This is a genomic window from Caballeronia sp. INDeC2, assembly GCF_023631325.1.
Lineage (GTDB): Bacteria > Pseudomonadota > Gammaproteobacteria > Burkholderiales > Burkholderiaceae > Caballeronia.
This window is the reverse complement of sequence record NZ_JALQDG010000031.1, coordinates 122,340-140,357: the sequence shown is the minus strand read 5'-3', so window position 1 is coordinate 140,357 and position 18,018 is coordinate 122,340. Positions and strand designations below refer to the sequence as shown.

At 63.8% G+C, this 18,018-nt stretch carries 20 protein-coding genes and 1 pseudogene; 12 read left to right on the top strand and 9 right to left on the bottom strand.

The window, feature by feature from the left end; all coding sequences use genetic code 11:
• The first annotated feature begins 171 nt into the window (after positions 1–171).
• The 5 genes from NCS28_RS20945 to NCS28_RS20925 are packed head-to-tail and all read left to right on the top strand — an operon-like array spanning position 172 to position 6,276.
• Positions 172–3,312, top strand: coding sequence for a hybrid sensor histidine kinase/response regulator (locus tag NCS28_RS20945; protein ID WP_250515681.1), 3,141 nt, complete (start codon positions 172–174; stop codon positions 3,310–3,312).
• Between the two features lie 17 nt (positions 3,313–3,329).
• Entirely contained in the window at positions 3,330–4,166 is an 837-nt protein-coding gene (locus NCS28_RS20940; protein ID WP_250515680.1) for a CheR family methyltransferase, read from the top strand.
• Positions 4,167–4,168: 2 nt separating this feature from the next.
• A complete protein-coding gene (locus NCS28_RS20935) occupies positions 4,169–4,765 on the top strand; it encodes a chemotaxis protein CheB (RefSeq protein WP_250515679.1) in 597 nt (198 codons plus the stop codon).
• Positions 4,766–4,790: 25 nt separating this feature from the next.
• Positions 4,791–5,930 (top strand): hybrid sensor histidine kinase/response regulator, encoded by a 1,140-nt coding sequence (locus NCS28_RS20930; protein WP_250515678.1) that lies wholly within the window; start codon positions 4,791–4,793, stop codon positions 5,928–5,930.
• A gap of 49 nt (positions 5,931–5,979) precedes the next feature.
• Positions 5,980–6,276: an acylphosphatase gene (locus NCS28_RS20925; protein WP_250515677.1), complete on the top strand. Its 297-nt coding sequence runs from the start codon at positions 5,980–5,982 to the stop codon at positions 6,274–6,276.
• Position 6,277: 1 nt separating this feature from the next.
• Here NCS28_RS20925 and egtD read toward each other — a convergent pair whose 3' ends face one another.
• Positions 6,278–7,246: an L-histidine N(alpha)-methyltransferase gene (egtD, locus tag NCS28_RS20920; RefSeq protein ID WP_250515676.1), complete on the bottom strand. Its 969-nt coding sequence runs from the start codon at positions 7,244–7,246 to the stop codon at positions 6,278–6,280.
• 375 nt (positions 7,247–7,621) lie between these two features.
• On the opposite strand from egtD, the gene rarD reads away from it, so the two are divergent.
• A complete protein-coding gene (rarD, locus tag NCS28_RS20915) occupies positions 7,622–8,599 on the top strand; it encodes an EamA family transporter RarD (RefSeq protein ID WP_250515675.1) in 978 nt (325 codons plus the stop codon).
• On the opposite strand, the gene NCS28_RS20910 is transcribed toward rarD, so the two are convergent.
• Both NCS28_RS20910 and NCS28_RS20905 read right to left on the bottom strand, forming a co-directional pair.
• Positions 8,600–9,103, bottom strand: a complete 504-nt coding sequence (locus NCS28_RS20910) for an Mpo1 family 2-hydroxy fatty acid dioxygenase (protein ID WP_250515674.1) — start codon at positions 9,101–9,103, stop codon at positions 8,600–8,602.
• A 200-nt stretch (positions 9,104–9,303) separates the two neighbouring features.
• Complete coding sequence (locus tag NCS28_RS20905; RefSeq protein WP_250515673.1) at positions 9,304–9,996, bottom strand: hypothetical protein; 693 nt, start codon at positions 9,994–9,996, stop codon at positions 9,304–9,306.
• 187 nt (positions 9,997–10,183) lie between these two features.
• On the opposite strand from NCS28_RS20905, the gene NCS28_RS20900 reads away from it, so the two are divergent.
• Positions 10,184–10,486: a hypothetical protein gene (locus tag NCS28_RS20900; protein ID WP_250515672.1), complete on the top strand. Its 303-nt coding sequence runs from the start codon at positions 10,184–10,186 to the stop codon at positions 10,484–10,486.
• 95 nt (positions 10,487–10,581) lie between these two features.
• Positions 10,582–10,986, top strand: coding sequence for a hypothetical protein (locus NCS28_RS20895; RefSeq protein ID WP_250515671.1), 405 nt, complete (start codon positions 10,582–10,584; stop codon positions 10,984–10,986).
• A gap of 134 nt (positions 10,987–11,120) precedes the next feature.
• On the opposite strand, the gene NCS28_RS20890 is transcribed toward NCS28_RS20895, so the two are convergent.
• The 3 genes from NCS28_RS20890 to NCS28_RS20880 all read right to left on the bottom strand — a co-directional run bounded on the left by NCS28_RS20890 (position 11,121) and on the right by NCS28_RS20880 (position 13,888).
• Positions 11,121–11,708, bottom strand: coding sequence for a transglycosylase SLT domain-containing protein (locus tag NCS28_RS20890; RefSeq protein WP_350029804.1), 588 nt, complete (start codon positions 11,706–11,708; stop codon positions 11,121–11,123).
• 105 nt (positions 11,709–11,813) lie between these two features.
• Positions 11,814–13,223 carry a DHA2 family efflux MFS transporter permease subunit gene (locus NCS28_RS20885; protein WP_250515670.1) on the bottom strand — a complete coding sequence of 470 codons (1,410 nt, stop codon included), beginning with the start codon at positions 13,221–13,223 and terminating at the stop codon, positions 11,814–11,816.
• Positions 13,224–13,339: 116 nt separating this feature from the next.
• The gene (locus NCS28_RS20880; RefSeq protein ID WP_250515669.1) at positions 13,340–13,888 is read right to left on the bottom strand and encodes a phosphonate degradation HD-domain oxygenase; all 549 of its coding nucleotides are present in this window, start codon (positions 13,886–13,888) and stop codon (positions 13,340–13,342) included.
• Between the two features lie 101 nt (positions 13,889–13,989).
• Between NCS28_RS20880 and NCS28_RS20875 the strand changes: the two genes are divergently transcribed.
• Positions 13,990–14,298, top strand: coding sequence for a hypothetical protein (locus NCS28_RS20875; RefSeq protein ID WP_250515668.1), 309 nt, complete (start codon positions 13,990–13,992; stop codon positions 14,296–14,298).
• Positions 14,299–14,385: 87 nt separating this feature from the next.
• Complete coding sequence (locus NCS28_RS20870) at positions 14,386–14,940, top strand: DnaJ domain-containing protein (protein WP_250515667.1); 555 nt, start codon at positions 14,386–14,388, stop codon at positions 14,938–14,940.
• A gap of 18 nt (positions 14,941–14,958) precedes the next feature.
• Here NCS28_RS20870 and NCS28_RS20865 read toward each other — a convergent pair whose 3' ends face one another.
• The 3 genes from NCS28_RS20865 to NCS28_RS20855 form a co-directional block, all read right to left on the bottom strand.
• Positions 14,959–15,207, bottom strand: coding sequence for a hypothetical protein (locus NCS28_RS20865; protein ID WP_250515799.1), 249 nt, complete (start codon positions 15,205–15,207; stop codon positions 14,959–14,961).
• Between the two features lie 337 nt (positions 15,208–15,544).
• The gene (locus NCS28_RS20860) at positions 15,545–15,916 is read right to left on the bottom strand and encodes a VOC family protein (protein ID WP_250515666.1); all 372 of its coding nucleotides are present in this window, start codon (positions 15,914–15,916) and stop codon (positions 15,545–15,547) included.
• A gap of 3 nt (positions 15,917–15,919) precedes the next feature.
• Positions 15,920–16,246 carry a hypothetical protein gene (locus tag NCS28_RS20855; protein ID WP_250515665.1) on the bottom strand — a complete coding sequence of 109 codons (327 nt, stop codon included), beginning with the start codon at positions 16,244–16,246 and terminating at the stop codon, positions 15,920–15,922.
• 241 nt (positions 16,247–16,487) lie between these two features.
• Here NCS28_RS20855 and NCS28_RS20850 point away from each other — a divergent pair.
• Positions 16,488–17,394: pseudogene (locus NCS28_RS20850) on the top strand (cyclic nucleotide-binding domain-containing protein).
• Between the two features lie 52 nt (positions 17,395–17,446).
• Positions 17,447–17,974, top strand: a complete 528-nt coding sequence (locus NCS28_RS20845) for a DUF3280 domain-containing protein (protein WP_502801225.1) — start codon at positions 17,447–17,449, stop codon at positions 17,972–17,974.
• The last annotated feature ends 44 nt before the right edge of the window (positions 17,975–18,018 follow it).

The window sequence follows — 18,018 nt, the reverse complement described above, 5'->3', positions numbered from 1 at the left end:
TTACCTCGTTGAAAACACTGGCGCGGCCGTCGTCGTAACAACTGCCGCGCAGAAAAGCCATGCGTCGATCGGCTGCCAAGCCCGATGTGACAAGGGCTTGCGGCTCATGCTAAGGTCCGTGCCTGCTGCCGGCGCGTGGCCCGCGCAAAACATGAACAGAACCGGTGGACGATGCCTCAAGACACTCGAAAACTCAGCTCCTGGATCTACCCCGCCATCGGGCTCGCGCTCGCCGTCGTGTTCGGCATCGATGTGCTCACGCCGATGCGCGTCGCCATCTGGATCTTCTACATGCTGCCGGTCGTGCTGTGCGTCTGGGCCGACCGGCCGTCGGTGCCGATCGTCACCGCGGGCGTATCGGCCGCGCTGATGATCGCAGGATACGCACTCTCCACGGCCGATCCGAATACGAGCCGCGACGTGCTCCAGATCAACCGCTTGATGGGCATCGTCGTGCTCTTCGTGCTCGCGGCGGTGGCGCATCTATATATCAAATCGCGGCTGGCCGTACAACGCACGACCTGGCTGCAACAGGGCATCGTCCAGTTCGGCGTCAAACTGCGCGGCGAGCAGTCACCGGCTTCGATCGGCGTGAGCATCCTGCGTTCGATCATTCCGTACGTGGAAGCGAAAGTCGGCGTCGTCTACGCGCTCGAAGGCGACGTTCTCGTGCGCGTCGCGGCGTGGGCGCTGCCGGACGAGGGCGGCGCGCCGGCGAAGATCGCGCGCGGCGAAGGGCTCGTCGGCCAGGCGATCGAGGAAGCGCGCGTGCTCGAACTGCGCGACGCATCATCGCATTATCTGAAGGCCGGTTCCGCGCTCGGGTCGGCGACGGCCTCGCGCGTGCTGATCGCGCCGCTTTTCGCCGATGGCGATATCGCGGGCGCGATCGAGCTCGGCTTCGTCGGCAACGAAGGACATTTCGACGATGCCCGCGCGCTGCTCGACATGGCGTCGGAACCGATCGGCATGGCGCTGCGTTCGGCGCGTTATCGGGCGCGTCTCGTCGAACTGCTCGAAGAAACGCAGCGCCAGAGCGAGGAATTGCAGGTGCAGCAGGAAGAGCTGCGCGTGTCGAACGAGGAACTCGAAGAGCGCGGCCGCGCGTTGCAGGATTCGCAGGCGCGGCTCGAACAGCAGCAGGCGGAGCTCGAACAGACCAACGTGCAGCTCGAAGAGCATACGCAGCATCTCGAGCGGCAGAAGGCCGAACTCTTGCAGGCGCAGCAGGAACTGACCGCGAACGCGCTGGAAATGGAGCGCGCGAGCCAGTACAAGTCGGAGTTCCTCGCGAACATGTCGCACGAATTGCGCACCCCGCTCAACAGCTCGCTGATTCTCGCGAAACTCCTGCAGGACAACAAGCAAGGCAACCTGACCGACGAGCAGGTGCGCTACGCGGCGACGATCCATTCGTCGAACAGCGATCTGCTTTCGCTCATCAACGACATTCTCGATCTGTCGAAGGTCGAGGCGGGACAGATGGACGTGCAGTTCGCGCCCACTTCCGTCGATTCGATTTTGCAGACGCTGCGGCAGTCCTTTGCGCCCGTCGCCGGGAGCAAGGGCGTCGAATTCGTCACCGAGCACGGCGAGAACGTGCCGCAGTATTTCGTCACCGACAGTCAGCGGCTCTTGCAAGTGCTGCGCAATCTGCTGTCGAACGCGTTCAAGTTCACCGAGCGCGGCAGCGTGACGGTCGCGGTCGAGCGCGCGGGCGACAATGCGCTGCGTTTCGATGTGCGCGACACGGGCATCGGCATCGCGCGCGAGAAGCAGGACATGATTTTCCAGGCCTTCCAGCAAGCCGACGGCACCACGAGCCGCAAATACGGCGGCAGCGGCCTCGGGCTGTCGATTTCGCGAGAGTTTTCGCGACTGCTCGGCGGCTCGGTGTCCGTGTCGAGCGAACTCGGGCAGGGCAGCGTGTTTTCGGTGACGCTGCCGATCGCCGTGCGCGAAGGCACCGTCACCGCGAAGCTCGATACGATCGTCCCCGTGAGCGAGCCGGCGCCGGCCGCCGCGCCCGCGCCTGTGTCCACTTCCGCGCCGGTGGAGCCGCCGCCCGTTCAGCCGCCCGTCGCGATGCCCGAGCCCATGGCGATCGCCGACGATCGCGCCGATCGCAAGCGTCCGGATCGCGTGATCCTCGTCATCGAGGACGATCAGCCGTTCGCCGGCATTCTCTACGATCTCGCGCACGAACTCGACTTCGACTGCGTCCACGCCGCCACGGCGACGCAAGGCGTCGAACTCGCGCGCTCGCTCCAGCCGAACGGGATTCTGCTCGACATCGGTTTGCCGGATCAGTCGGGTCTCACGGTGCTCGAATGGCTCAAGCACGATCCGCTCACGCGCCACATCCCGATTCACGTCGTCTCCGCCACCGATCACGCCGATGTCGCGCTGCATCTGGGCGCGATCGGCTATACGCTGAAGCCGAGCGCGCGCGACGATCTCGCCCGCGCGATCCGCAAGCTCGAAGCGCGCTCGGCGCAAGGCATGCGCCGCGTGCTCGTCGTCGAGGACGATCCGGCGCTGCGCCAGAGCATTCACGCGCTGCTCGCGAGCGAGACGGTCGGCATCGTGGAGGCGGGTTCGATCGCGGAAGCCATCGAGGAAATGCAGCGCGCGCCGTTCGATTGCGTCGTGATGGATCTCGCGCTGCCCGACGGCTCCGGCTACGAACTGCTCGAACGCGTGTCGGCGCAAGGCGGGCAGGCGTCGCCGCCGGTCATCGTCTATACGGGACGGCTGCTGTCGCAGGAAGAGGAGCAGCGCCTGCGCCGCTACTCGAAATCGATCATCATCAAGGGAGCGAAATCGCCGGAGCGTCTGCTCGACGAAGTCACGCTGTTCCTGCATAGCGTGGAAAGCGCGCTGCCGCCCGAGCAGCAGCGCATGCTGCGCGCGGCGCGCCAGCGCGACGACGTGTTCGAGGGCCGCACGATCCTTCTCGCCGAAGACGACGTGCGCAACATCTTCGCGCTCTCGCGCGTGATCGAGCCGCTCGGCGCCACGCTCGAAATCGCGCGCAACGGACGCGAGGCGCTCGAAGCGCTCGCGCGCCGCGGCGACATCGACCTCGTGCTGATGGACGTGATGATGCCCGAGATGGACGGCCTCACCGCGATGACCGAAATCCGCAAGCGCACGGAATTCGCGCGCCTGCCGATCATCGCGCTGACCGCGAAGGCGATGCCGAGCGATCGCCAGAAATGTCTCGAAGCGGGTGCGGACGATTACATATCGAAGCCCATCGACGTGGATAAGCTCGTGTCGCTGTGCCGCGTATGGTTGCGCCAGCGATGAACGGAGCCACCTCTCAGATGAATGAAGGCCGCCACGACGAAGAAGCGACGTTCGATATCGAACTCAAGCTGATTCTGGAAGCGATCTACCTGCGCTATCAGCACGACTTCCGGCATTACTCCGTGAGTTCGCTGAGGCGCAGGCTCGCGCAGGCCGTGCACGATTTCGGCCTGCCGACGCTCTCGCATCTTCAGGAGCGCATTCTGCGCGACCCGTCGCTGTTCGCGCGGCTCTTTCAGTACCTCACGGTGCAGGTGAGCGAGATGTTCCGCGACCCGCAGTATTTCCGCGCGATCCGCGAGCAGGTCGTGCCGATTCTGCAGACGTATCCGTCGATCAAGGTTTGGGTCGCGGGATGCAGCAGCGGCGAGGAACTGTGGTCGCTCGCGGTGCTCTTCGCCGAAGAGAAGATCGCGGATCGCACCGTGTTCTATGCAACCGACATCAACGCCGAGGCATTGCGTCAGGCGGAGAGCGGCATTTATCCGCTGGAGCGCATGGCGGGCTTCAGCCAGAACTATCTGGCGGCAGGCGGCAAGCGCTCGCTGTCGGACTACTATCACGCGGCCTACGGCGCGGCGAAGTTCTCGCAGACGCTCAAGTCGCGCGTCGTGTTCGCGGATCACAGTCTCGCGACCGACAGCGTGTTTCTCGAAGCGCATCTCGTGTCGTGCCGCAATGTGCTGATCTATTTCGATCGCGCGTTGCAGGATCGCGCCCTCGGCCTCTTCAGCGATTCGCTCGTGCGGCGTGGGTTCCTCGGTCTCGGCAGCAAGGAGAGCCTGCGCTTTTCCACGTACGCAGACCGTTTCGCGGACTTCAATCCGCGCGAGCGGCTTTATCAGAAGGTGTGACGATGTTCGACGCGGACCGCATCGGGGCAGTCGTGATCGGCGCATCGGCGGGCGGCGTCGAGGCGCTCAATCAGTTGCTGCCCGGCTTGCCGAAGGCGTTCGCGCCGCCCGTGCTCGTCGTGGTGCATGTGCGTCAGGGGCAGCCGAGCCTCTTGCCCGGATTGTTCGCTTCGCGCTGCGCGCTTGCTATCGAGGAGCCGTTCGACAAGGACGAGATCGCGCCGGGCACCGTGTATTTCGCGCCGCCGGGCTATCACATGCTCGTCGAGGCGGAAGACGGCAGGGCGCCCGCGATCGCGCTGTCCGTCGATCCGCCGGTGCGCTTTTCGCGGCCGTCGGTGGATGTGCTGTTCGAATCGGCGGCGCACGCGTATGGCGAGCGGCTGCTCGGCATCGTGCTGTCGGGCGCGAACGACGACGGCGCGCGCGGCGCACGCGCGATCCGCGACGCGGGCGGCGCGTGCTGGGCGCAGGACCCCGCGACGGCGACCGCGCCCGCGATGCCGCTCGCGGCCATCGCGCAGGGCGCGGTGAACGAAGTGCTCACGCTGGATCACATGGCGATGCGGCTCACGCAATGCATCGGCTACAGGCAATGAAGGAAGCAAGGCAAGGAGTCACCAGATGACGCAACCCATCCACGTGCTGATCGTCGACGACATCCGCAACAACATCACCGCGCTCGAAGCGTCGCTCGCGCGGCCGGATCTGTCGGTGCTGAAAGCCGAATCGGGACCGGCCGCGCTCGAGCTGCTGCTCAAGCACGAGGTCGCGCTCGCGATTCTCGACGTCAACATGCCCGGCATGGACGGCTTCGAACTCGCCGAGCTGATGCGCGGCAGCCCGCGCACCGCGCACGTGCCGATCATCTTTCTCACGGCGACGGCGCAGGACGCGAGCCGCACCTTCCGCGGCTATGAAGCGGGGGCGGTGGATTTTCTCTACAAGCCCTTCGATTCGCGCATCCTCAACTCGAAGGTCGATGTGTTCATCCAGATCGAGCGCCAGAAGCAGCAACTCGCGACGCAACTCTCGACCGTGCAGCAACTGCTCGATGCGAACGAGATGCTGATGGCCGTGCTCGGCCACGATCTGCGCACGCCGCTGTCGGCGGTGATCGCGTCGGCGGAATATCTCGCGCGTTTCGTGGAGGATGAGAACGTCGCGAACATCGGCACGCGCATCAAGTCGAGCGGCATGCGCATGGTGCGCATGGTCGATCAGTTGCTGAACCTCGCGCGTCTGCGCGGCGGGCGCGTCACGTTGCAGCCGCGCGCGGTGGAGTTGATGACGCTCGCGAAGAATATCGTCGACGAATACGAGGCGCGCGTCGGCCAGGGACGCATCTTCGTTCTGCGTCAGGGAGATACGCTCTTGCAGGGCGACGGCGATCTGCTCTCGCAAGTGTTCTCGAATCTCATCGGCAACGCGCTGCAACACGGTCTGGCAGGCTCGGCGATTCAGGTGCGCCTCGACGGCAACGCGGACGAAGTGACCATCGCCGTGCACAACGCGGGCGAGATTCCCGCAGACGTCCTGCCGACGATCTTCGCGCCGTATCGCTCGGGCCGGCGGCAGCATGAATCGAGCGGCCTGGGTCTCGGGCTCTACATCACGCGCGAAATCGCGCAGATGCACGGGGGCGACGTCACGGTGCGCTCGTCGATCGAATCCGGCACGGTGTTCGAAGTGACGCTGCCGCGCGTGCCGCATCCGCGTTCGGGCGAGCGCGCGGACATGGCGCAGCCTTTCCGTCTGAGTTGACGAGCGTGTCTACAATGCGGCGTATGGACGTCTGAAAGGAGAAAGCACGATGCCAGGCCCGGATCTGGATACGAGAATCGAAACCTATTACGTGCGGGTGCGCGGCGTCGTGCAGGGCGTCGGCTTCAGGCATTACACGGTCAGAAAGGCGCATGCGCTCGGCGTGCGCGGCTGGGTCGCCAATCTCGACGACGGCTCCGTCGAAGCGATCGTGCAGGGCGCGGCCAATCAGGTCGATCTGATGCTCGAATGGCTGCGACGCGGGCCGCCGCATGCCCGCGTCACCGAGTTTCATAGCGAAGAGCGCGACATCGAGAAGCGTTACGAGCGCTTCGAGCAGCACTGAATCATCGCGCGACCAGCAAGCTCTCCGCGAACTGCCATTCCTCGTCGCGCCACTGATGCGTGCATTCGAAGCCCGCATCGGCGGCGATCGGCGCGACTTCGTCGGCCGCGTACTTGTGGCTGCTTTCCGTCCAGATCGTTTCGCCTTCGCGGAAATCGACGTGCAGGTCCGCGCCGCGCACGCGCACGGACAGCGCACGCTTCGCACGCAAATGCATTTCTATGCTGCGCGCATCCGGATTGAAGCGCGCGACATGCTCGAAGGCATCGAGCGGAAAGTCGCCGGCGAGTTCGCGATTGATGCGCGCAAGCATGTTCAGATTGAACGCGGCCGTGACGCCGATCGGATCGTCGTACGCGGCGATGAGCACCGGCAGCGGCTTGATGAGATCGGTGCCGAGCAAGAGCGCGTCGCCGGGCTGGAGCATGCCGCGAATCGAGCGCAGAAACTTCGTCGCCGCGAGCCGCGCGAAATTGCCGATGGTGCTGCCGAGAAACAGCACGAGCAGCCGTTCGCCGTCCTTGCGCTTCGAGCTCACTTCCGACAATCCCGCGAGGTAATCGCGCTCGTGCCCGACGATCGACACGCGTTCGATGTCGCTCAATTCGCGCCGGCACAACTGCAAGGCAGTGCGAGAAATTTCAATCGGATGGTAAGCGGTGGGCTGCTTTTTACACAGCGCCTCCAGAATGCGGCGCGTCTTGCGGCCGCTGCCGCTGCCGAGTTCGGCGACCTGGATATCGCCCGACAGAGCCGCGACGATGTCCGTCGCATGGTCCTTCAGCACGCGCTCTTCGGCGCGCGTCACGCCGTATTCGGGCAAGGCGGTGATCACTTCGAAGAGGGCCGAGCCGACTTCGTCATACAGATACATCGAAGGCAATTCTTTCTGCGGACGCTTGCTGAGTCCTACGTGCACGGCCTCTGCGAAGGCGTTGGAAAAGCGGGGCGACAGGGCAGGTTGAGTCATGACGTCTCCATCGATGCGGCGTTTTCTTCGCGTGCCATCGTCGAAACTGACGGCACGGCGTGTTTTGCTGCGGATGCAATGACGTGGGCGGCGCGTGTTCGTACGCGGCACCGCCCGGACTTCGGGACCGGACCGGCAGCGAAGCCGGACCGGCAAGAGTCGCCGATCAACGTGACCGGCTAAAGACAACCGCAAGTGACAGCGATCACGCGGTGGAGTTCATGCCGAAATGCGAAGCGTGAAGGAAGCAAAAAACGGGCACATCTGGAACATGGATCGAAGCGGCTTTTGAAAATGGCGCGCGCGCTGCGTTTAAAATGCGCGTTCATGTTTCGTTCGGCTTGCATTCACCTTCAGCGCGCTGCGCCTTTATCGATGAATCAGCATGACCTGGGGCGCGGCATCGCGCTGTCCGTCGCCGCTTCCGCGCTCTTCGCGCTCACGTCCGGCTATACGAAATGGCTCGCGCCGCTCGACGGGCTCGACATCTTCGCGTGGCGTATCGTGTGGACATTGCCGGGTGCGCTCGCGCTCGTCGCGCTGCGCAAGCGCTGGCCGCAATTATGCGCGCTCGTCGCGAGGCTCGCTGAAACGCCGCATCTCTTGCTGATGTCCGCCGTCGCCGCCGCGCTGCTCGGCCTGCAGTTGTGGATATTTCTCTGGGCGCCGCTGCACGGGCGCGCGCTCGAAGTATCGCTCGGCTATTTCCTTCTTCCCCTCGCGATGGTGCTGCTCGGCCGCTTCCATTACGGCGAGCGTCTCGACGGTTTCCAGTGGGCGGGCGTCGCCGCGGCAGCCGTGGGCGTCGCGCACGAGCTCGTCATCACGCATGCGTTCGCGTGGCCGACGCTCGTCGTGATGCTCGGCTATCCGCCGTACTTCGTGCTGCGTCGCCGGCTCAATGCCGATCCGCTCGTCTCGTTCGCCGTCGAAATCATGCTGATCGCGCCCGTCGCCGCGATCATGCTGATCGTGCGAGGCTCGATTGCGGAGGTCGTCGGCGAACCGCGTCTCGGCTTGCTGCTCTTGCCGGGACTCGGCGCGCTGAGCACGATCGCGCTGGCGTCGTATCTGCGCGCGAGCCGTCATCTGCCGATCGCGCTCTTCGGCATTCTCGGATACGTGGAACCGGTGCTGCTGGTCGGCGTCGCTGTGCTGTTGCTCGGCGAGCCGTTTTCCGCGCGGCAACTCGGAACCTACGTGCCGATCTGGATCGCCGTCGTGCTGACCGGTGTGCACAGCGCGCGCCTTCTGATGCGCGAGCGCTCGCACAAGCACGCATTGCCGATGAGCGAGCATCACGCGAGCGTCGAGCACGAGACCGTCGCGGAGGAAATCGAGCGTGTGGACTGATCAGCGCGCGGCGCGCGTTTCGATGGCATCGTGCAGATCGCGCATGAGGCCGAGGCCGAACATGAGCTCGACGAGAATGAAGAGCGGCCCGATCAACAAGCCGACGATATCGTCGACAAAAGCCGGCTTGCGATGCTCATAGCGCACGTGCCCGATGAACTGAAACACCCAGCCGGTCACGAACATCCCCAAGCCGATCGCAAGCCAGCTCCACGTGCTTTGCGACGCGGCCCACTGCCCGAACGCCGCGCTCAGCACGGACACGACACCCATGCCGATACCGAGCGGCACATCGAGCCAGAGATAGTAGAGCGTGGCGAGCGCGAACAGCACCCAGGCGGGCGTGAGCAGGAATGAGCCCGACAATACGGGCCATGCGGGACGGCTCAGCAATGCGGCGATCGCGAGCACGATGAGCGGAATGCCGACGAAGTGCGTGGCGATGTTGCGCCTGTCGCGATGATATTCGGCGTACCGCGATAACTGATCGGTCAGCGTGCGCATGTCGGGCGTCTCCTTCGTGTTTTTATTTCACGAATGATAAGCCGCACGCCGACATCGGCAAGTAGAGCGTTTCCTTTAGTCGAGCGGAATCGTTCGATCGAAGTGATGCAAAAAGGCGAGCCCGAAGACTCGCCTGAACCGAACGCACTGGTATGTCGACAGACAATGCCCAGTGCGCGATGCGATGACGCTGGCCTCCCTTACTTCTTCGCCGCGTCCACCTTCGCATCGGCGGCCGTCTTGTTGGCGTCGCTTTGCGCCTCGACTTTTTCCTTATCGGCCTTCGCTTGCGCCACGTTGGCATCCTTCGCTGCATCCTGCTTCTTTTTGTCGGCCTTGGTTTGCGCAGCGTGCTTCTTCTTGTTGGCTTTCGCCTGTGCCTTGGTGGCATCACCGCGGGCGTCGGAAGCCTGTTCCGGCGTGGTCGCCTGCGCTACCTTCGCGGCTTCCTTGTTGGCGTCGGCTTGCGCCGATGCCTTGTCCTCGTTCGCCGATGCCTGCGCCTTCGCGGCATCGTGCTGTGCTTCGGCCTTCTTCTTGTTCGCGCTCGCCTGAGCCTCGGCTTTTTCGTTGTTTGCCTTCATTTGCGCTTTGCCCGTATCGGTTGCGGCGGTTTGCGCGAAAACGGTAGTAACGAGCATGGCGGATGCGAGAGCAGCGACGATCTTCTTCATGGTTTGAAACTCCCTTGGTCTTTTCTTCGAGGACACGTGGCGCGCAATGCGCCGCGTTGACGATGAAAACGCCGCGTGCGTCGAACTAGTTGACAGCGTTCTGGTGACAAACAGTAACCAGTGGCGAGCAAATGAAACTGCGTCCGGTAAAAGCGGCCGGGTTGCAGAGGTTGTTGTGATCAGCTTTACCGGTTCGGCTAAAAAGCCGTATCGATTCACGTATTCGATTCGATTTGTAACCGTGACTTAAGGTAATTCGGTATCCGAATCGAAATCGGTTTTCGCGCCCTTTGTGTCGACTCATTTGTAATCGTTGAAATGCGCGGTTACCAACTGCTGCACTTATTTCTTAGCTGTCTGCTTAAGATAATCTCCATGAACCCGGCCAACGGGAATGGAGAAGCTCATGAAACGCGCAGCATTTGTCTTGTTGATGATCGGTAGTTTGTCGGCTGCGGGCCAGGCGTCGGCGCATGGGCATGGCGGCGGTCATCGTGGCGGCGGCGATGGCGGCGCGATCGTCGGTGCGTTGATCGGCGGCGCGGTGCTCGGCGCGCTCGTGACCTCCGTCGCGAATGCGCAGCCCACGTATGCGCAGCCCGTCTATCAACAACCTGCGTACGCGCAACCGGTCTACGCACAACCGGCGCAGCCGCCCGGCTACTGTTACGACAACTACCGTGGCGCATACGTGCCCTGCGGTTATTGATCCGGTGCGAGTCGCGGCACGCCCCTTGCGCTGATGCGGACACGGTCGTTGCATCCAATGTGCGACGACCGCCACACACACTTGGGAGACTTGCAATGAATGCGATGACGAAGAAACTGCTGATTTCCGCGCTGGTGATGGGCCTGTCCGGCGGCGTCTACGCGCAAGCGGGCGGCGGCGGCGGTGGAGGCGCGGGTGGTGGAGGCGCGGGTGGCGGCGGCGCGGCTGCGGGCGGCTCGGCGGGTGCGGGCGGCAATGGTTCGTCGGGTTCCGGCTCGGCGGCGGGAGGCAAGGGCGGCGGCGTAGGCATGGGCGGCGCCGGAATGGGCGGCGCGGCGGATGGCTCGACCGGCACCGGCGCGAAGAGCGGCATGAGCAACGGTTCCACCAACGGCATGAGCCAGGATCAGGGCGCCGCCACGCGCAGCGCGCCGAATAACGGCAACATGAATTCGAGCGGAACGAAGTCGGATGGCAGCGGCACCAAGAAGGCCTACTGAACGAAGTAAGCGCAACGAGGTAAGCGCGTTTGCGGGTGCGATCGCCGCGGCGTCATCGAGACGTGAAAGCGGCATCCGCCTGGCGGCGGCGCGCGTTATTGGGTTTGCCGGGATTCGCGCGAGGAAAGTGACTGTTATTGTCCGTTCGCCGATGCCGCATCCACGGATGCAGCCGGTTCGAACGTTTTCACACGCAAGCTGACCTTTTCGGCGTAGGCGCGCGAACCGCCGTAGCTTTTCAGCGCGGCGTCGACATCGCCCTGAGCGGATTTCACGTAGCCGTGCAGGATCGCCGAGCCGGTTTCGATGTTGTCTTCCGGGTCCGTCAGGTCCACGTTGCGTACGAGCTTTTTATGCGCCGACGGCACCACTTGCATCAGACCCGTCGCATTGTTCGGCCCCTTGGCCGTTTCCTTGAAGCGCGATTCGATCGAGATAATGGCGAGCAAGAGCGCCGGCGGAAGCGAATATTTCGACGCCGACGACATGACCGCCGCCGCGATGGTCTGCGCCTTTTCGCGCGCCACGCCGAATTTTCGCGTCAACATTTCCGAAATCTTGTGACTCGCCTGCTCGCTCTTCGGGTCGGGCTGAGCGGCCGATTGAGCTGCGGCTTGCGCGGCCGAATCGCTTGCGGCGAGCGGGTTTTCCTGCGCGAGCGCGGGTTGCGCTGCGCTCAGCGAAACGGAAAGGGCGGCAAAGATAGCGAGGAAACGACGCATCGGACGAAGAGATCAAAGCGGAATCGCATTATAGCCACATAAAAAAGCCTTGTGGATCATGCACTTGTCTTAAATATGATGTTTCGTTTAACGAATCGGAATGAATTACGTGCGTTCCGCCCGCTTCGCAGATGGCGCCGAGATGCCCTCGCCGGCGTCGTCTGAGAGTCGCGCGAACATCGGCAACGAAGCCAGCACGACGAGCGCCGTCATGATGAATCCGCACGCGAGTTGCCAGCGCTCGGTGTGCGCGCTGTCGGAGACGAGCATCGTCGCCTGGATCGTGCCGGCCGCAACCGTGACGCCGACTGCCTTCATCAACTGCTGCGCGGTGCCCTGGAACGAGGTCGCGGCGGCGAGGCGCGGCTTGGGGACATCGGCGAAGGCGAGCGCGCCCATCGTCGCGAAACTGAGCGAACGGCCTAGTCCGCCCAGCAGCAAGAGCATGAAGATGGCGATGGCGGGCCACGCTTGCGACATCGTCGAGCAGACGAGCAGCACGGCCGCGAACACGACGCTGCCCGTGCATAAAACCGTGCGGACCGAGAAGCGCCGCAGCGCGAGCGCCGTCATCGGGCGCATGCAAAAGGAGCCGAGCGCGCTCGCGAAGGTGACGAGGCCGCTCGCCGTCGCGCTATAGCCGAAGCCCGTCTGCAGCGTGAGCGGCACGAGAAACGGCAGCGCGCCCGCGCCGGCGCGAAACAGGCTGCCCGCGACCGTGGCCGCATGAAAGGTCGGGATCGACAGCAGCGAGAAGTCGATCGCGGGATTCGGCACGCGGCGGCAATGCATCACCGTCACGCGAAACAGCAGCAGGCCGACCGCGACGCAAATCCACGGCACGCCGGCGGGCAGCACGCCGCGCCCCGCGCTCTCGATGCCGATCATGAACAGACTGAGCGAAGCGCCCGACAGCAGCATGCCGCGCAGATCGGGCGATGTCCGGTCCTCCGGCGGCGACGGCGGCAGCAATTTCCACGTAAGCCACATCCCCACGATTCCGACCGGCACGTTGACCCAGAAGATGCTGCGCCATGAAAGCGTGTCGGTAAGAAAGCCGCCGAGCGGCGGTCCGAGCAGAGGGCCGACGAGCGCGGGCATGGTGAGCCACGTCGTCGCCTGCAGGAGTTCTTCGCGCTTGACGCCGCGAAACAGGATCAGGCGGCCGACGGGCACCATCATCGCGCCGCCGAGACCCTGGACGACGCGCGCGGCCAGTAATTCCGGCAGATTCATCGCGGCAGCGCATGCGACGGACGCCAGCGTGAAAGTCGCGATCGCCCACATGAACACGCGGCGCGCGCCGAAGCGGTCGGCAACCCAGCCGCTCGCCGGGATGAACACGGTCAGCGCGACGAGATAAGCGGTTATCGCGCTGGAGAGATGGACGGGGTCGACCTGGAGATCGCGGGCCATCGTCGGGATGGCGGTCGCGACGATCGTGCCGTCCATATTTTGCATGAAGAGCGCGCTGGCCACGACGGCGGCGGTGATGCGAAAGTTGCCGCCTTTCACGATGCGTCGCTCGCTTGCGCGCCGAAGGGTTGCTGCAAGGCGTACTGAAACGGGAAGGTTTGCATGGCGCACAGTCTAGCGCGATACGCAAACCGGCGTGCCCGCTGGCTCGGCGGTTAGACGCGCGCGATGCTCGCGGCCATGTCCATGAAATGCGGCAGCGCGGGCGTGACGCGATGCGCGTCCTTCGCGTCGTCGTCCCAGCGGCGCAACGCGATGGCGTCTTGCGCGTAAGGCTTCGCCAGAAACGCTTGCGCGGCTTCATCGTCGAAAATGCCGCCTTGCAGTTGCAGGCTGCGCACCGAATCCGCCGACAGCCGCGCGTGATACGACGCATCGATTGCGCACAGGCAGCGCTTCGCATCGACGTGCAGGCGGATCGGTTCGAGCACGGCGTCGGAAAAGAGCGGGCGCAGAAAGGGCAACGCGAAGTACTGATGCAGATCGTCGATGCCGCGCTCGCTCGGCGTCTCGCCTTGCAGATTCAGCAAGTGCCCGAGATCGTGCAGCAAGGCCGCGACGATCAGTTCGCGGCTCGCGCCCGCCGCCTCGGCCAGCGCGGCGCTTTGCAATGCGTGCTGCAACTGCGTGACCGGTTCGCCGCTATAGGCCATCGAGCCGTGCTTGTCGAAGAGATGCCGGATGTCGTCGAGTGTAAGCGCCATCGTAAGGAAAGGGGCGAGCGGGTATGCTCAAGCGGGAAAGGCGCAATCGTCGCAGTCTTTCGTGACGCGATGATGGCCATGCGCAAAACGATTCCGCACTTATGCCATTCTTCTTTAGCCGACGTCCCGAACTCGCCGGACTCGATCGCGCCGCACGCCGCGATGTGCGCCGCCTCGCATGGAATTTCGCCCAGCGTCATTGGACGCTGCATGCGCCGGCGTTCGCGTGGATCGTCTTTGTGCTGCTGCATACGCGCTATCACGTCGTACAAGACCGGCGCGATTATCTGCTAATCACGCTCGTGATCTTCGTGCTCGCGGTGGTCAACATCCGGCTTCATATCTCGCACTATCTGAAGCCTGCGCGCGCCGTCTATAACGTGCTCGGAGGCAAGAGCGCGAGCCGCTAGCTGCTCGTGTTGCAATGCCGCATCTAACGAAAAGACCCTGTTTCTAGCGTGTTACGATGATCGGCGACCCGTATCCACCGAGGCAAGATGGCAACGCTATACGAGACGCTCGGCGTGGACGAGCACGCTACCGAGGAAGAAATCAAACGCGCGTATCGCAAGGCCGCGATGCGCTGCCATCCCGATCGCAACGTGGGCGACGAAGACATCGCCCGTGCGAAGTTTCTGGAGATCAAGGAAGCCTACGCAATTCTCTCCGACCCCGCGCAGCGTCACGTGTACGACCGCATTTACGCCGATGAAATGCGTCGCTGGGAAGAGCGCATGCGTCGTGAAGAAGCCGAACGCGAGGCACTTTATGCGCAGCGCGTATCGCTTGCGATGCGTTTCGCGTCGCAAGGACATAACCGCGATGTCGTGTTCGGCGTGCTGCTCGGCGCGCAGTGCGACGAGTCGACAGCGCGCCAGATCGCGGACAGCGCAATCGCGCTGCATGAATCGCGACAGGCCAAAGAAGAAAAGATAGAGCGAGAAGAAGAACGCGTCGTGGACAAGGAAGAGGACAGGGAGCCTGCCAGCGCCGGCGCGGGCAATCCGCTCGGCGCGATGTGGTTTCAGTTCCTCAACAATCTTCGCTTCTGATCGCGCATGGCGGAAAAATCACGCGGCCAGTCTTTCACCGCGCATGTTGCTCTGCCTCGGCGCGGGCGGATAAACGCACCAGTGACCGTCGTCGTGACGGAAAAAAAACAGCGCTCGCGCCGCCGCGCCATGCAACGCCTCGACACACACATAGCGGCGCCCGTCGGAACGCGTACGGCTGAACTGTCGTACATGCACCGGCATGCTGCCCGGCGCGAGCCATTTTTCGACCTGGTAACGAAGGGACCGCTCATTCGCGCATTTCATTTCAGTCTCCTGCGGCATTCATGATCGGGTTAACGGACAAACCTGCTCGATGTTTAAAGCCCGATCGATGAAAACCCTGCCGCAATGCACCACGTTCTTGACAAAGCACTTGAACTCTACGCCTTGAATTCAGCGCCGTGCCCGTTTTTGCAAAATAGCAACAGCGAGCTTTCATGCGTCTTCAGCCATTCCCGTCCATGAAGAACGCGTAACGCCGTGAAGCCATCGTCATGCAACGCGATGCCCGGGTATGTGCGCGATCGGTCATATGAAATGGCCGACGCGTACGCTACCCGTCACTCGATATGAAGCGAATGCCGTGCCTGTGCCGTACGGATCAGAGCGGACGCGCGAAGCTCAGTTCGTGGCCGTCGGGATCGGTGAGATGAAAATAGCGCTCGTTCCAGGGCGCATCGCGTGGTGCGAATTGCGGCTCGAAGCCGTGCGCCAGCGCTTTCCGATAGAAAGCGTCCACATCGGACACATAGATGATCACGCGGCCCCAGAACTGAATCGGGCCGTGCGTTTCGCTAGTGAGATTGAGAAATGAATTGCCGAGCGCGAACGATGTGAACGCCTCGTTTGCGCCGCCGTGCAGGATGCGAAAGCCGAGCGCTTCATAGAAGCGCACCGCGCGCGGCATGTCGTGCGTCGCGAGCGTGATCGCGCTCAGGCTTTCGACGTGCGCATCATCCCCGGTAGATCCCATTCGTCATCCCGGATGATGTTGATGCGACACGAGCGGCAGCACCGACAGATCCGGATGCGTGCCATCGACGATGCTCTTGCCGATATGCCGCGCATCGTCCACGGCATCTTGCGCGCTCTTGTATGCGTCTTCGCCGTCGGCGTGAAAATGCACCGCTTCGCCGGGGATGGCCGCATTCGCGCCGGGCCTGCATACATGTCCGATATACACGTAGCGATCCGCCTTGCCCGGCGCCGCGTGCTGCTCGGGCGTCGGCTTCAATTGCGGCTGTACGTGGATCTCGAATCCTTCGTAGTCGAAAACGTGCCACTGAGCGGGATCGTCAGGCATGATCGCCTCCTTGGTGTAGTGTTCGCTCGCCGATCAACGTTACTCCAGTTGACGCGATGAATCCACCGCGACGGGCGCTCACGTCAGATGAAAGACCTGTCGTGCAGATTTGACATCGTCTTCGCACGCAGCGGATACTTTTCGACGCACGTTGCGTTTGAGCGCATACGTCTGCCGTTTTCCCGCATCGGGAGGGGCCGTGAAGCCAGCCGCCACGCACCGCACGGTTCTCGCGCGCGCCATGCCGCGCGCCGCCGCGCTCGTCGGCAACATCACCGCGGGCACCGTATCGACGCTCATGATGCTGTGCTACGCGATGAGCCTCGGCACGCTCATCTTCAGCGCCGATCTCGCGCGCTATGCCGAGCTCGGCGTGCCGACCGCGCTCGTGAGCTGCATCGTTACCGCGTTCGTCATCGCGCTGACGAGTTCGATGCGCATGAACATCGGCGGGCCCGACAGCAATGTCACCGCGTTTCTGGTCGGCGTCGCGGCGGGCGTCGCGAGCAGCGTGCGCGCGAACGGCGGCTCACGACGGAAATCCTGCTGACGGTGCTCGTCGCCATTGCGTTGTGCTCGCTCGCGGCGATCGGCGCGGATCTCGTGCTGACCGCGCTGCCGCGCAACTCGCGAGCGCTGCTCACGCGCACCGGCGCGCTCGCGCTCGGCATCCGCGAGTTCGACACGCTCGATGCGGGCCTCGAATGGATCGAAGCGCAGCAGCTCGCCACGTTGACGCGCGCGCTCGAACCGCGCGTGCCGGCCGGCGATTTTCGCGCGATGCTCGCCCCGCATTTCACGGCGCGCGCGAGGCGCTCTTTCGACGCGGCGATGCGGGCGATGCGCTTTATATCGTCGAGGAAGGGCGTGTGACCGTGTCGCTGCCGCTCGCGGACGGCCGCTCGGTTCGTTTGCGCTCGTTCGGGCCGGGGACGATCATCGGCGAAATGGCGGTGTACACGAACGCGCCGCGCAGCGCGGATGTCTTCGCCGACGAACCCGCGCGCCTGCGGCGTCTCACGCTCGCCGCATTGCGCAAGCTCGAACTCGACGATCCCCTGACCGCGCAGGAATGGCATCGCTTCGTCGTGAAGATGATGGCTTCGCGGCTCGCCGTCGCGGACGAAGCATTGCGCGCGGCATCTTGATCGTTGCTTCGCCGACCGGTATGTTGAAGGGCACATCATCGAGGCCACGACCATGATCCACACGTTACGCGCGATGCTCGCGATCGCGCTTGCCATCGTCATGAGCGGCGCGCTCGCGCAGTCCGCGCCGCAATCCATCGCGATGCTCGACTGCACGCTCATCGACGACAACGCGGCCTACAACGATGCCGAGATCAACCGCATTCAGACGGAGCGCCTCGCGATGGTGAGCGGCGCGTTGCGCGACGACTTGCGCGAGCGCGCGCTCTTTCGCGTCGCCGACAACGCGCCCGCAAGCGATCTGATCGCGTCGCTGAAGAGCGCGCAGGACCTGAGCGCGTGCAACGGCTGCGAACTGCGCGTGGCGAAGGCACTGGGCGCGTCGCGCGTGGGCGTGTGCTGGGTGCAGAAGATCAGCAATCTCATCCTCAACATGAACCTGCGCGTCGAAGATGCGGCGAGCGGCGCGATGCTCTTTCAGCGCTCCGTCGACATACGCGGCAACACCGATTTGTCGTGGAAGCGCGGCGCGAAGGCGCTCGTCGATCTGCTTGCGAGCGATGCATCCGCGACACGCTGAATCGCGCGACGCGGCTTTTTCCGCCGAATTCGGGAATTTCTCCC